Origin of the sequence: Roseivirga sp. (assembly GCF_034669765.1) — a bacterium.
Lineage (GTDB): Bacteria > Bacteroidota > Bacteroidia > Cytophagales > Cyclobacteriaceae > Roseivirga.
On record NZ_JAXMOQ010000004.1, the window covers coordinates 201,961 to 215,871 of the forward strand.

Here is a 13,911-nt window from a genome sequence, read left to right on the forward strand (position 1 = left end):
AGCTTCTAAGTTCTTTCTTATCTTGTGGGTCATATTATTGAAAAAATGAGCGCTAACCTGAATATTAAGGTCATAGAAAATCACGAATTCATCAAGTATTCGCATGTACACTATTCACCAGAAGAAATGAAAGCCCGTAGCGCAAACTTCTACGACTGGATGGAGACCCGCAGGTCTGTGCGTGATTTTTCTAATAAACCTGTTCCCAAGGAAGTCATTGAAAATATAATCATGTCTGCTTCTACAGCTCCTTCTGGTGCACATAAGCAGCCTTGGACTTTTTGTGTGGTAAGCAACCCTGACATAAAAAAGCAGATTCGCGAAGCAGCAGAAAAAGAAGAATATGAAAGCTATACCAAGCGCATGAGTGAAGAGTGGCTGGATGACCTAAAGCCAATGGGCACAAACTGGAAAAAGCCTTTTTTGGAAACCGCTCCTTATTTAATCATTGTTTTCAAACGCCCATTTGAATTTGATGCTGAAGGAAAAAAGCACCAGAACTATTATGTAGCCGAATCGGTAGGATTAGCGGCAGGTTTTTTAATTGCAGCCATTCACGATGCTGGCTTAGTTACTTTAACACATACACCTAGCCCAATGAATTTTTTGGCCAAAATTTTAAACCGCCCGGAAAACGAAAGGGCATTCTTGCTTTTGCCAGTAGGTTATGAAGCCGATGAAGTTTATGTACCCAATAACAGAAGGAAACCTTTAGAAGAAGTGGCTGCTTTTTATGAGTAAGGGACTACTCATTATATTTCTAAGTTTAATCTGCGGTCTTCAAAGTCTTCAGGCACAAAAATATTCTAAGAAGAGAATTCTTAAAGACCTTAAAGAATTACCAGGTTTTGAGCAAGCCTTTGTTGGCTTTATGTTGGTTGATCCAAAAAACGAAAAAACCATAGTGAGTCAGTTCGATGACAAATACATGACCCCAGCTTCGAACACAAAACTTTTCACCCTATACGCTGGCCTACATTTTTTAGGCAATAATATACCAGCCCTACAGTACATTATTAAAAACGACTCATTGATTTTTTGGGGAACAGGCAACCCGCTTTTTCTTCACCCGGAATACAATGACACAACAGCACTTCACTTTCTAAAGTCACACTCAGAAAACCTCTACTATTGGCCACGCCCAATGGAAGATGATAGATTAGGGCCTGGCTGGGGCTGGGACGATTATAATGGTTATTACTCTGCGGAAAAATCCGTATTCCCTATTTATGGAAATAGTGTAATGGCATACCTTAATAAGGAAGAGAAAACAATTAAGGTATCTCCTTCTTATTTAGAACCTCAGTTTATATTTAAGAAGGATTCACTTATAAGGTTAAAAGGCAAGGTTCAGCGAGATGAGATGAAAAACAGCTATGAATACACCTTCCCTAGCGAACATGATTTTGACATTGTAAATTATTCCCCAATTGACACCTTAGTCAGACCGTTCCTTTATTCATCTGAGTTATTCGTTCAACTGCTTTCAGATACCCTAGATCGTGAGGTAACAATAATTAAAAAGCCAGAAAACGTAGCGCTTGCCCAAACATTATATGCCAGCCTCACCGACTCACTGTATAAGAGTATGCTTCAAGAAAGCGACAACCTTTTTGCAGAACAAGTACTACTCATGGCCAGTGGACTAGAAACTGACACCTTATCTACTGCCTCAATGATTAAAAAAACCAAAGAGCTTATGTTCAATGATGAGCAAGACGAACTGGTTTGGGTAGATGGGTCTGGCTTATCTCGTTACAACATGTTCACTCCTAGAACCATTACTAACCTACTTTTAAAACTGCACAAAGAACTGGGGGAAGAAAGGCTATTTGAGTTACTTCCAGTAGGAGGTATTTCTGGAACACTAAAGGATTGGTATGCTGGCGAGAATGAACCTTACATTTATGCTAAATCAGGTACGTTACGGAATAACTATGCATTAAGCGGTTACCTCAGAACTGAAAGAGGAAAAACATTAATATTTAGCTTTATTGTTAATCATTACGAAGAATCAACTGATAAGGTAAGAAAAAGTATAGAGACAGTGTTACGTAAAATAAGAGCCTCTTATTAAAAAGGACTTTACTTAACTATCGGCACTGAGCCAGATAAAAAAAACCAACCTCTAATCTGGTTCTAATCAACTCTAAGGACACAATGGGGGGTTAATCATGCTTTTTTCAGCCTTATAACCATGAATATTACTGTTTATCAAAAACCAAGTCCATATAATTTCTTTTACTGAAGCAAGCAATGTGGTTTACATTATTATTATTATTTTAGTATCCTAAATCAGAACGCGTATTCTTGATACGGTTGTGATCAACTACTAAACTACTAGACTTAATGAACTTCAAAGGGAGATACATTTTTCCTGCTTTCGATTCTATGTTTTTCTGCTTGTCTAAGAGAAGCCATTATCTCATTTATAGGTGTTTCAATAATGAATGAGCTTGCAGCAGAATTAAAAAAAGGAAGCAATAGAGCTTTATCACAATTCTTTAATGAGAATTATGTAAAAGTCTACAATTTCTGTTACTCTTTCCTCAGATGTAAGGAAGAAGCTGAAGAAGTCACACAAGATGTCTTTGTCAAAATATGGAAAAGCAGAGAGCAAATAAATGTAGAACTCTCTCTCAATGGACTTTTGTTTAAGGTAGCCAAGAATCTTACACTCAATAGGATTCGTGACATTAAGAAATTTTCAGATATGTATGAGATCAGTAGCAATATGCAAACTGGCAATACTACCATGGAAGAAGTACTATATAGAGAGATGGAACTCACCCTTAAAAAAGGGATCGATGACCTCCCAAACAGAAGAAAAATGATTTTCGAATTGAGTAGACTCGAAGGACTCTCTAATAAGGAGATTGGAGAACAAATGAACATATCCGTCAATACAGTTGAAGGTCAAATTCGAAAAGCAATAAAGCAACTACATAGTTACACCACCTCTCTTTTTGATTGAACCTGGGAACTTATTCACAATATAAATTTCGGCAGAGTAACGGCTACCCAAATTATCTGTGTATATAATAATGTAAGTAATTCATATTATATCGCATAAAGCGTGAAAGACAAAAAATCTACCTCTTCGTTTCTCAGCGGCAATAGTACCGATGAACAGAAAAAAGCACTTCATGATTGGCTCATTGAAAATGAAAACAGTGAGTTGACAGATGAGTTTTTTGAATCTGCATGGATTAATACTTACAAAAAAGACATTCACAACATAGATAAGACTTCGATTTTTGATAAAATTTCGCAAGAAGTTAGCTTAGAAGAAAAACTTGCACGCCCACCTAAGAACCAAGTTCTTCATCGATACAAAAAACGAGGTGTCTTGCCTGCCTTTACTATTGGATTGAACTTAATAATAGCCTTAACACTAGGCTATTTCTTATCTATTCCTAACCAATCTCCTAGTACCCAATATGAATTAGCTCAAATAACAAAACAAACACAAAGAGGCTACAGAAGCTCTTTCACATTAAAGGATGGCACCAAAGTAACTTTAAATTCAGAGTCAAAGCTAGTTTATGACGAAAGCTATGGTTTTGATCAAAGAATTGTACACTTAGAAGGGGAGGCCTTTTTTGAAGTTGCCGAAGACACCACTAGGCCATTTAAAGTCATTTCTAAAAGCTTAACTACAGTAGCATTAGGTACAGCATTTAATGTCCGCGATTATTCAGATGAAGATGATGCTTCTATTGCTTTGACCAAAGGAAAGGTTAAGGTAAATGGAACAAACCAAAGCCCCAATACCGAAAAACAATCACCTTTTATATTAGCCCCCTCTGAACTCATAACATTTGATAAAAACGACATGATGCTAGTAAAGGGGAATTTTGAACCTAAGAAGCTATTATCATGGAAAGATGAAGTAATCTATTTCAATGATACCAAGTTGAGTGACATTATTAAAACCTTAGAAAGGTGGTATGATGTCAATATAATACTTAAAGGTAATGCCCCTAACAAACTCAAACTAGAAGGTACTGGAGAATTTTCTCGTCAAAGTCTTGAATCAGTACTGAACACACTTGGTTATACTATGGGTTTTTCGACAGAAATTAATCAAAAGCAAATACTAATTAAGCTAACTGATAACTAAAAGTGCCTATGACAAAAACCTATTACTAAAAAATGCCAAGACGCGCTATTGCAGTAGAGCGCCTTGGACTTACAAACTATGTTTAACTAAAAACACACTTTATCTATGAAAAAGAAATGTATAAATGCCCTCTCTCGAGGTGCAAAATACTCTCTATTTAGCATTGTGATACAAATATTTCTAATGTCATCACTATTGGCTGCAAATGGCATGAACGGTCAAAGTATTCGAGAATACAAAGTAAAACTCGAACTAGAGAACGCATCAATACTAGAAACGTTTAAAGCCATCGAATTAAATTCTCCATTTAAGATTTTCTATAAGAAGAAAGACATTAATCTGGAGACAAAAATCAATATTATCTATGGGGAATATACTGTTGCAAAAGTGTTAGAGTTTATTTCCAAAGACGCAAAATTGAATTTCAAGCAAATAAACAAAAACATCTCGGTTGCTCCAACACCTGATAAAGAGGGCGGAAACAATGAGGCCATTGAACCTGGCGATGTACAGGACAGAACTATTACTGGTAAAGTAACTAGTGCTGAGGATGGACTTCCATTGGTAAGTTTATCTGTTTACATCAAAGGTACAACCAGTGGTGTTGTTACTGAAAGTGATGGTGCTTATAGAATAACCGTTCCGCAGAATGCTACAACTCTTGTTTTCAGATACCTAGGGTTTATTACCCAAGAAGTTGAAATCAGTGGTAGAAATTCCATCAATGTTGTTATGCAGCCTGAGGTAGTGGATTTCGGTGAAGTGATTGTAACTGCATTGAACATCCCTAGAGATGCTAAAACACTTCCTTATACAGCACAACAAGTGAATGCGAAGGAATTGAACATGGCTCAGCAACAAAACGTTACTAATGCACTTGCAGGTAAAGTAGCTGGTGTTCAAATCAGAACTGAATCTGGTGCTAGACTTGGCTCTAACGCTTCTGTTAGAATTAGAGGTAACATCAGTTTAACATCTGATGGTGGTGCACTTTGGGTTGTTGATGGTACTCCAGGTATTAACCCAGGTAGTATTAACATGGATGAAGTTGAGAGTGTAAACATTCTTAAAGGTCCAAATGCAACTGCCCTTTATGGACAAAGAGCTGCTGATGGTGTTGTAATGATTACAACTAAGCGTGCTGCCAAAGGCGACATGTCAGTTGATTTCACTACAGGTATCACTTTCGAAGAAGTGGGTCGTCAGCCTAATTACCAAAACTCTTATGGTGGAGGTGGTTCTGCGAACTGGATTACTTACAACTACAACCCTAATCACCCTGCTGAATGGCAAGTATTTGATGGTAAAAAATACCATGATTATACTGATGATGCGAGTTGGGGTCCTAAATTGGATGGTTCTGAATATATCCCTTGGTATGCTTGGTACCCTGGTTCTAAGTACTCTTTTAAGACTACTACATTTGACCCACAACCAAACAACATTAGAGATTACTGGGAAACTGGTACAACTTTAAGAAACAACATTGCCCTTTCTAAAGGTGGCGAAGGTTACTCTATGAGAGTTTCTTATACTAACGAACAACAAACTGGTTTGATCCCTAACTCTGAGCTTAAGAAAAATTACATCTCAGCCAAGTTAGATTTTGATGTTTCTGAGCGTTTTTCTATTAGAACGAACGTGAACTACCAAGATCAGGAAACCCAAGGAGATTTTGGAGATGGATATGGTAACAACGCTACTGGTAACTTCAACTCTTGGTTCCACAGAGATTTGGACATGGACATTATGAGAGAATTATCTCAGTTCAAAACACCAACAGGTAATATTGCGTCTTGGAACCATAGTAACGTTTCTAGTACAACAAACTTCAATACTGCAAACTTCAACAGAGGTAACTACTGGTATAACCCGTACACTTACTTTGAGTTATTGGATAACAGATCAAATACAAACAGAGTGTTCGGAGATATCTCTTTAACTTATAAGTTAAATGATAAATTCTCAATCACTGGTACTGCAAGAAGATATGAAGTATTTGGACGTAGCGAGCTTAAACTACCTGCTTTATTGGCTAATTCTGCCTCTCAAGCCGGTTATTTCAACTCTTACTCTACAAGTCAGTCTCGTTACACTGAAGACAACTTTGAGTTCTTAGCAACTTATTCTGAAACTTTTGGTGATCTATCTGTTGACTTCAACCTAGGAGGTAACCTTAGAAACAATCTAAGTACTAGTATCAATGGAGCTACTTCAGGAGGTATGGTTGTTCCAGACCTTTGGTCACTCGCTAACACAGTGAACCCTAGAGTAACTGGTCAAGGTTATTCATTACAGAAAACAAGAAGTGCATTTGCAAGAACCACTTTGGGCTACAAAGAATACTTATTCTTAGAAGCAACACTTAGAAATGACTTGAGTTCTACTTTACCTAAAGGTAACAACGGATATATTTACCCTTCTGTAGGTGGATCTTTCGTATTCTCTGAATTCACAGAAGATCTACTTCCTGCACTAAGCTATGGTAAAATCAGAGCTGGTTACGCAGAATCTGGTAGTGATCTAGGTGCTTACACAACTGAAGCATACTACGGAATTGGTTCTAACCAATTCAGCGGTAACCTATTAATGTCAGTTCCAAGCCGTCTTGTAGACCCTAATCTTTCTCCAGTAACTAACTCTTCTGTTGAATTTGGTACTGACCTTAAGTTCTTCGAAAGAAGAGCCGGTATTAGCTTCACTTACTATAATGAGAAGCACAGAGATGATATCCTTTCAGCACAAATTGCTACAGGGTCAGGTTATAGCTCTATTCTTCAAAATGCTGGTTCTACAAAAAGATCTGGTATTGAGCTAGTGCTTTCTGGAACCCCAGTTCGTTCAGGTGACTTACAGTGGGACTTAACTGTTAACTGGGCTCAGAACAAATCTGAAATCGTAAGTATTGCTGATAACTTAGAGAGCCTTATCTATAGCTCTGGCACATTCGGCTTTGCAAGAACAGTACACCAAGAAGGAAAAGAATGGGGTCAATTAAGAGGAACGGCTATTGCAAGAAATGCAGACGGTCTTCCTATTTTGAATTCTAATGGTCTTTTCACTGCTGATCAAAACCATTATTTCGGTTCTGTGCTTCCAGACTTCAACGGTGGTATTATTTCTACTTTAACTTGGAAAGACTTGACATTGAACATGTCATTTGATTACCAAAAAGGTGGTAAATTCTTCTCTTTATCAGAGCACTGGGGTAATTACTCAGGTCTTTTGGATGAGACTGCAGCCATTAACGAAAATGGTAAAAACGTAAGAGATGCTGTTGCTGATGGTGGTGGTATTCGTATGGTAGGTGTTGACGCTAGCGGAAACCCAGTTGATAGATATGTATCTGCCTTTAACTATTTCCACCAATTCTATGGAACTAATAGGTTGGCTGAAACAATGATTTATGACGCTACTTACCTTAAAATGCGTGAGCTTTCTGTAAACTACAGAGTTCCTGTAACTAAAGTATTTGGAAACTCACCATTCAACAGTATCAACGTATCATTCATTGCTAGAAACCCTTGGTTAATTGCAACTGCAAAAGGTCAAGATAACTGGGATCCATCTGATCAGTCTGCCTCTTACGGTGAAAACGGACAGCTTCCAAGTACTAGAAGCTATGGTTTGAGCGTTAAATTTGGATTTTAAAACTTATTAAGATGAGAAAAATGAAATCAACAATAAAAACGAAAAGTATTATAGCATCGCTATTGGTGTCTGTATTATTTTTAGCAAACTCATGTGAGGAGTACGATTTTGGGGATACGAATGTAAACCCAGCACAAACTGGTACACCCTTACCGAATGCATTGCTTACAAGTGCGTTGTGGTCAGTTTCTGGTTATGAAACTCAAACTACACCATCCCTATATGTTCAGTATTTATCTGAAACTCAATACCCTGAAACATCTTTGTATGCAGTAGGACCTGTGAGCTGGGGTGAATATACTGGCGTATTGCAGAACCTGAATTCCATCATCAATTATAATACTGATGCGGACACTAAGACTAAAGCTCTAGATTTTGGTTCTAATGCGAACCAAATTGCGGTAGCTAGAATTCTTAAGGCGCATGTATTTTCTAAAGTGACTGATAAATGGGGTGATGTACCTTATTCTGAAGCTTTAAATGGAAACACTTTCCCTTCATACGACACTCAAGAAAGTATCTACAAAGATATTTTGAAAGAGTTAACAGAGGCGGAAAATGGTTTTGATGCTGGAGCAATGCCTTCAGGTGATATCATGTTAGACGGTGACAAGGCTGCATGGAAGAAACTAGCCAATTCACTTAGAATGATCTATTCTCTTCGTTTGTCTAAGCGTTATCCTGGAGCTAATGATTATGCTGCAACTCAATTCAAAGCTGCATTGAACGATGCTGATGGATATGTTGCTACAAATGCTGACAACATTCTTTACGCTCATTTAGACAACAACAACTTTGCAAACAGATGGTACTCTCTTTTCTTAACAAGAGCTGATTATACTATTAGTGATGTAATGATTGATAAACTTGTTGCCAAAAATGATCCAAGACTTGATGTTTATGCCAACAAAAACACCAATGGTGCTTATGTTGGATTGCCTTATGGATACACTAGAGACCAGCTAATTACATGGACTGCGAACAATCAGTATTCATTGATGGGTGACGCCATTACAGGCCAAACTTCTGATAGTTATTTCATTACCGCTTCCTACATGGATTTTACTCGTGCTGAAGCTGCTCAATTGGGATGGACTACTGAAGTTGCTGCTACTTTGTATGCCAAAGGTATAGAGGATTCTTGGAGACAGCGTGGAGTATATGATGCTACAGCATTTGCTACTTATTTAGCCGATACTCAAAATGCATATGCAGGTAACACTGCTGCGAAACTTGGAGATCAAAAATGGATTGCTGCATTCCCTGATGGGTTTGAAATGTGGTCTGATTGGAGAAGAACAGGATATCCTGTATTAACTCCAACTCCAAACAACTTGAATGATAACGGTAACATTCCTTTGAGATATGGTTATCCTTCAAACGAGTCTGATTTGAACAGTGAGAAATATGATGCTGCTGTAGCTAGATTAGCAAACGGTGATACTGATAATTCTCCAGTTTGGTGGGATAATTAATTCACATTGAATTAAGATGAAATATACTATGTAATTTTAGTTAGTTAGTAGTTAGTATATTTTGCTTAGAGAGGCCGGTTCCAATTGGAGCCGGCTTTTTTTTTGTTGAAATCAAAAGCGATTTTCCTCCTCAATAAATTTCAGCAGTCCCTCAGCCGATTCATCAATAATATCAAACACCTCTTGAAATCCATTCTCGCCCCCATAATAAGGGTCAGGTACATTATCATCCAAACCCGTTTGATTAAAACTCCGCATAAGCCTAACTTCCTTAACATTTCCATTTGGACGTAAACGTTCAACATCCCTCCTATTACTGGAGTCCATCGTGATAATGTAATCGAAGTCATAATAGTCTTGAACTGTAAACTGTCTCCCCCTGTGATTCAATTTTACTCCATTTTTTAGTGCATTCTTAATGGTTCGTTTGTCTGGCTGCTCTCCAATATGATAATTAGAGGTGCCACAAGAGTCTATTTCAAAGTGATCATCAAGCCCCCTTTCTCTCACTTTCGTGCGAAAAACACCCTCAGCCAAAGGAGACCTACAGATATTACCCAAGCAAACAAATAGCACCTTCACCTTAGACATTCCCATTTCTTTCTATTTTTGTTTAGCGTTCATAAATAACAAACCTAACCTATGGAATTTATCAAAGTAAATAAAGCATACGCCAAACACATTGCTCTAATTCAGTTGAACAGACCCAAAGAACTGAATGCATTGAATCTGCAACTGATGGGTGAAATTAGGGACAGCCTAAAAGAGTTAGATCAAGATGACGAAGTCCGTGTTATTATTATCACAGGAGATGAAAGAGCATTCGCAGCAGGTGCCGACATTAAACAAATGGCCGGTAAGTCAACCATTGACATGTGGAAAACAGATCAGTTTAGTACTTGGGACCAGATCAACAAAACACGTAAGCCGATTATCGCGGCAGTATCTGGTTTTGCCTTAGGTGGTGGTTGTGAATTGGCCATGACATGTGATATGATTATAGCTTCTGAAACGGCTCAATTCGGCCAGCCCGAAATCAAAATCGGAGTAATGCCAGGCGCTGGAGGAACCCAGCGGCTCACCAAAGCTTTAGGAAAGGCAAAAGCCATGGAATTAGTACTAACAGGCAAATTCATCTCTGCAGAAGAAGCCTATGGCTACGGGCTTGTGAATAAAGTGGTGCCCATAGAAGTGTATTTAAAAGAGGCTGTGACGCTCGCTAGTGAAATTGCATCAATGTCTCCTATTGCGGTTCAAATGGCAAAGGAATCTGTAAAAAGATCATTTGAAGTACCTTTAGAAGAAGGGCTTCATTTTGAAAGGAAAAACTTCTACATGCTGTTCTCTTCCGAAGACCAAAAAGAAGGAATGAATGCTTTTGTGGAGAAAAGAAAACCCGACTTTAAAGGGAAGTAACAAACAAAAAAGGGGCGAGTGCCCCTTTTTTTACTATATATTATTCAGTCTCTTTTAGATACCTGGAACCATTGGAATATTTGTACTGCTGGCACCTTCTCTAAAGCTAAAACCAATTCCTACGGTGGCAGTGTTATATTCTTGGAAAGAATACTCACCAAAAAGATTAAAGAACAATAATCTGATCCTTAAACCAACATTGGCCTTTAAACCACCATTTTCATAAGCCAAATTAATTGGATCAGTATAACTACTGTTTTCAGTAGTATATACACCATTCAGCCCAAATGTTGTTTTAGATTTTGCATAACCTAAGCCTCCATAAACAGTGAGTAGCGCTATCTTTTTAGAGATTAAAGCCTGAATCACAGTCCCTTTAGTTTCAAATTCAGCAAATTGGTTCAAGTCTGAGTCAACAGCAATTGAAGTTTTCAAATTAGTATATCCAAAGAACATTGAAAGATCGAACGGTAATTTATTCACTACTGGCAGGTGTTGTTTGATGTCGTGCATTACCCCAATACCAAATAACTTTACAGACCCTTCATCTTCTTCCCCTAACGAAATATCTGGTGTGTATCTAATTTTAAGATCGGTTCCTTTTATCAAGCCAATCCCCAACTGAATCATTGGTGATGGAACTGCATTCATTGGAAGAACTTCATCTAAACCCAAACCTGTTGGTGCAGAAATACGAATGGTTTCTTCTCCATTGTCCAGAAACCTTAACTCTGGAAGATCATCGGCACCTAAATTAGGTCCAAACAAAGTTGGTAATTGAGCTGAAGTACCGTTGGATAGTTTCACATTAGTGTAATCTGCGTTGTTAAACGTAAAGAACTCTCCACTAGCAGGCACCATTGCAGCGTTTACCGTGATGTTAAGGTCAAATCCTAAGGTTTTATGTGGCCTAGCTGTATTATACCAACCAGCATTTACGCCATAGCCAATACCTTTAAAAGCTGGCGCCATATAAGCTTCCAATAATTTATTAGCATCGGCCAAGCCTGCTTCTAGAAAAGAGTCGAAATCCAATTGTGCTTTAGACACATTAGCCATCGACACCATTAATCCAGTTATCAATAATATTCTTGTATAAATTTTCATGTCAAAATGCTTTTAAAAAATTAATCTAACTGGACTCTTGCAGTAACGTCAAACTTGAATAAGAAATCAAATGAATCACTGCTAGATTGAAATCTAACATTCTTTCCTACCAGAACTAATTCGATTTTGAAAGAGGTACCATTCAACAATGCACCTTCAATCACTGATACAGCTGCAGCGTTTACGTCACCCGGAGCAGCTTTATCGAAAAGCAGCACATCGTCTGTTTTCGTATGAGCATCTACAACTGTAGTTTCTAAAAGCTTTGTTGTAGTACCTTCATTGATGATATTTAAAGTAATATCTAAATCAGCTTCGTTTCCAGCATCAAAACCCTGAAGTTTATACCATATCTTATTAATCGTAAAACGCTGAAGTTCATCCGTGTATTCCGCAAACTCATCAGAAGTAATACTGATATCATCGGTTTCAACAGTAATAGCTGGCGTTTCGTTAACCAAAACACCAACAGCCTGGGCTGGTAAATCAATAGTTACTGTAATAGGATCGGTCTCCACAACTTGAGAGATGTCTGATTGAATACCAGCGTCTCCACAGGCGCTAATAATTGTGGCCATCAGTAAGATAAATAGTAAGTTTTTTTTCATTCCTAAAGTGTTAAAAAGTATGCTAAATAATTATAAGGTGGTACAGCTCCAGATTACTTAATTAGTAATCTCCGAGATAGAACCAGTAATATCCAAAACTACTTCAATATTAAAATCACTTTCAATCCCTTTATCAAAGCTTGCTGTAATTATTAAATCAAATGATTCTTGATTACCAATGATAGCTTCAATACTTGCTGCCTGAGCTGCAGAAACCTTTAAAGAAGTTTGGCCCTTCTCAAAAGCAGTAAAGAGGCCATTAGCTAGTGAAACTCCAGTAGCAGACAACACCTCTGTGGTATTACCATCCAATACTGTTGACAGACTAAAATTCATCAACACATCATTACCTGCTGTGCCAGAATATCCAGAAATTTGATATTTAAGGTTATTGAGAGTGATATTTTTAACCCGATCAGAGTCTTCTGTGAAAAGAGCCGATGGATCAACCGTTTGCTGAGTAGTGTAACTATTGTTAGCACTACCATTCGCTGTAGCACTATTAATTGCAAATTGATAATTACCTACAGACGGTACGGTAATTAAAATCCCGCCTTCATCACAAGCAGATAGTGCGATTAAGAGCGTGAAAAATAAATAGATCTTTTTCATTGTGTTAATATTAACATGTTACGTAAAGTTAACAATAAATTCGTTGCCTTCATCCTATGCTTATGACGCCCAAAGTTTAATTTAATCTTTCTCAAAAGAAAAACTTTAAGCATTTGAAATCGATTCCATAGAAAGTTACCTTTGCCCCCCGAAAGCACAAGGATACTTTTCTGGTTATAAAGTAAAGTTGGAATTTAAGTAATCTGAGTGGTCTTAACGTAAAGATTAGTAAAAGAAATTAATTATTCAATTCAAATAAAAAACAAATGTCATTAGTTGGAAAAAAAGCGCCAATATTTAGCGCCCCGGCAGTAATTAACGGAGAAGAAATAGTTGAGGGATTCTCTCTTGATCAGTACATTGGCAAAAAAGATGTAGTGTTTTTCTTTTACCCTAAAGACTTCACTTTCGTATGCCCTACTGAAATCTTGGCTTTCCAAGAGAAATTAGGTGAATTCGAAAAACGAGGAGTTGCTGTTGTTGCTGCCTCTTGCGATACAGAAGAAAGTCATTTAGCTTGGTTAATGACTCCAAAAAACCAAGGTGGTATCGAAGGTGTTACTTATCCTGTTGTTGCAGATACAGCCAAAACTATTGCTCATAATTATGGCGTTTTAGCAGGAGATTGGAACTACAATGAAGAAGGAAATCTGACTTTTGAAGGAGCTCCAATTGCTTACAGAGGTACATTCTTGATTGATAAAGAAGGAACCGTAAGACAAGAAACAATCAACGATTTGCCATTAGGAAGAAACATCGATGAAATGATCCGTTTAGTAGACGCGCTTCACCACGTTGAAAAATATGGTGAGGTTTGCCCTGCAAACTGGGAAGAAGGAAAAGAAGCAATGAAAGCTACTAAAGATGGCGTTGCTGACTACCTTTCTAAAAACTAAGCAGAATTAAATATTATGCATAA

Annotated in this window: 12 protein-coding genes; 8 read left to right on the top strand and 4 right to left on the bottom strand. The window is 37.6% G+C overall.

Annotated elements, in window-relative coordinates; all coding sequences use genetic code 11:
- Positions 1-45: 45 nt before the first annotated feature.
- The 6 genes from VOI17_RS09600 to VOI17_RS09625 all read left to right on the top strand — a co-directional run bounded on the left by VOI17_RS09600 (position 46) and on the right by VOI17_RS09625 (position 9,249).
- Positions 46-741 (top strand): nitroreductase family protein, encoded by a 696-nt coding sequence (locus VOI17_RS09600; protein WP_323757034.1) that lies wholly within the window; start codon positions 46-48, stop codon positions 739-741.
- A complete protein-coding gene (locus VOI17_RS09605; protein ID WP_323757035.1) occupies positions 734-2,077 on the top strand; it encodes a D-alanyl-D-alanine carboxypeptidase/D-alanyl-D-alanine-endopeptidase in 1,344 nt (447 codons plus the stop codon). The genes VOI17_RS09600 and VOI17_RS09605 overlap by 8 nt, the downstream gene beginning before the upstream one ends.
- A gap of 369 nt (positions 2,078-2,446) precedes the next feature.
- Positions 2,447-2,974, top strand: a complete 528-nt coding sequence (locus VOI17_RS09610; RefSeq protein ID WP_323757036.1) for an RNA polymerase sigma-70 factor — start codon at positions 2,447-2,449, stop codon at positions 2,972-2,974.
- 102 nt (positions 2,975-3,076) lie between these two features.
- Complete coding sequence (locus VOI17_RS09615; RefSeq protein ID WP_323757037.1) at positions 3,077-4,123, top strand: FecR family protein; 1,047 nt, start codon at positions 3,077-3,079, stop codon at positions 4,121-4,123.
- 183 nt (positions 4,124-4,306) lie between these two features.
- Entirely contained in the window at positions 4,307-7,774 is a 3,468-nt protein-coding gene (locus tag VOI17_RS09620) for a SusC/RagA family TonB-linked outer membrane protein (RefSeq protein WP_323757038.1), read from the top strand.
- A gap of 20 nt (positions 7,775-7,794) precedes the next feature.
- Positions 7,795-9,249 (top strand): SusD/RagB family nutrient-binding outer membrane lipoprotein, encoded by a 1,455-nt coding sequence (locus tag VOI17_RS09625; protein WP_323757039.1) that lies wholly within the window; start codon positions 7,795-7,797, stop codon positions 9,247-9,249.
- A gap of 111 nt (positions 9,250-9,360) precedes the next feature.
- Here the strand turns inward: VOI17_RS09625 and VOI17_RS09630 are convergent, their stop codons facing one another.
- Complete coding sequence (locus VOI17_RS09630; protein WP_323757040.1) at positions 9,361-9,840, bottom strand: low molecular weight protein-tyrosine-phosphatase; 480 nt, start codon at positions 9,838-9,840, stop codon at positions 9,361-9,363.
- A 51-nt stretch (positions 9,841-9,891) separates the two neighbouring features.
- On the opposite strand from VOI17_RS09630, the gene VOI17_RS09635 reads away from it, so the two are divergent.
- Positions 9,892-10,665, top strand: a complete 774-nt coding sequence (locus VOI17_RS09635; protein ID WP_323757041.1) for an enoyl-CoA hydratase-related protein — start codon at positions 9,892-9,894, stop codon at positions 10,663-10,665.
- Positions 10,666-10,719: 54 nt separating this feature from the next.
- On the opposite strand, the gene VOI17_RS09640 is transcribed toward VOI17_RS09635, so the two are convergent.
- From VOI17_RS09640 to VOI17_RS09650, 3 genes are read right to left on the bottom strand one after another with little or no spacing between them, the layout of a single operon-like run.
- On the bottom strand, positions 10,720-11,772 hold the full coding sequence (locus VOI17_RS09640; RefSeq protein WP_323757042.1) for a DUF6588 family protein: 1,053 nt from the start codon (positions 11,770-11,772) through the stop codon (positions 10,720-10,722).
- A gap of 20 nt (positions 11,773-11,792) precedes the next feature.
- Positions 11,793-12,380: a hypothetical protein gene (locus VOI17_RS09645; protein ID WP_323757043.1), complete on the bottom strand. Its 588-nt coding sequence runs from the start codon at positions 12,378-12,380 to the stop codon at positions 11,793-11,795.
- Between the two features lie 57 nt (positions 12,381-12,437).
- Positions 12,438-12,992 (bottom strand): hypothetical protein, encoded by a 555-nt coding sequence (locus VOI17_RS09650; protein WP_323757044.1) that lies wholly within the window; start codon positions 12,990-12,992, stop codon positions 12,438-12,440.
- 266 nt (positions 12,993-13,258) lie between these two features.
- Here VOI17_RS09650 and VOI17_RS09655 point away from each other — a divergent pair, with 266 nt between their 5' ends.
- On the top strand, positions 13,259-13,888 hold the full coding sequence (locus tag VOI17_RS09655) for a peroxiredoxin (protein WP_068411642.1): 630 nt from the start codon (positions 13,259-13,261) through the stop codon (positions 13,886-13,888).
- The last annotated feature ends 23 nt before the right edge of the window (positions 13,889-13,911 follow it).

What these genes read in the sequence shown, in the direction of transcription:
- VOI17_RS09600 (WP_323757034.1), top strand. Translation starts at nt 46, where the DNA reads ATGAGCGCTAACCTGAATATTAAGGTCATAGAAAATCACGAATTCATC.
- VOI17_RS09605 (WP_323757035.1), top strand. Translation starts at nt 734, where the DNA reads ATGAGTAAGGGACTACTCATTATATTTCTAAGTTTAATCTGCGGTCTT.
- VOI17_RS09610 (WP_323757036.1), top strand. Translation starts at nt 2,447, where the DNA reads ATGAATGAGCTTGCAGCAGAATTAAAAAAAGGAAGCAATAGAGCTTTA.
- VOI17_RS09620 (WP_323757038.1), top strand. Translation starts at nt 4,307, where the DNA reads ATGTCATCACTATTGGCTGCAAATGGCATGAACGGTCAAAGTATTCGA.
- VOI17_RS09625 (WP_323757039.1), top strand. Translation starts at nt 7,795, where the DNA reads ATGAAATCAACAATAAAAACGAAAAGTATTATAGCATCGCTATTGGTG.
- VOI17_RS09630 (WP_323757040.1), bottom strand. Translation starts at nt 9,840, where the DNA reads ATGTCTAAGGTGAAGGTGCTATTTGTTTGCTTGGGTAATATCTGTAGG.
- VOI17_RS09635 (WP_323757041.1), top strand. Translation starts at nt 9,892, where the DNA reads ATGGAATTTATCAAAGTAAATAAAGCATACGCCAAACACATTGCTCTA.
- VOI17_RS09640 (WP_323757042.1), bottom strand. Translation starts at nt 11,772, where the DNA reads ATGAAAATTTATACAAGAATATTATTGATAACTGGATTAATGGTGTCG.
- VOI17_RS09645 (WP_323757043.1), bottom strand. Translation starts at nt 12,380, where the DNA reads ATGAAAAAAAACTTACTATTTATCTTACTGATGGCCACAATTATTAGC.
- VOI17_RS09650 (WP_323757044.1), bottom strand. Translation starts at nt 12,992, where the DNA reads ATGAAAAAGATCTATTTATTTTTCACGCTCTTAATCGCACTATCTGCT.
- VOI17_RS09655 (WP_068411642.1), top strand. Translation starts at nt 13,259, where the DNA reads ATGTCATTAGTTGGAAAAAAAGCGCCAATATTTAGCGCCCCGGCAGTA.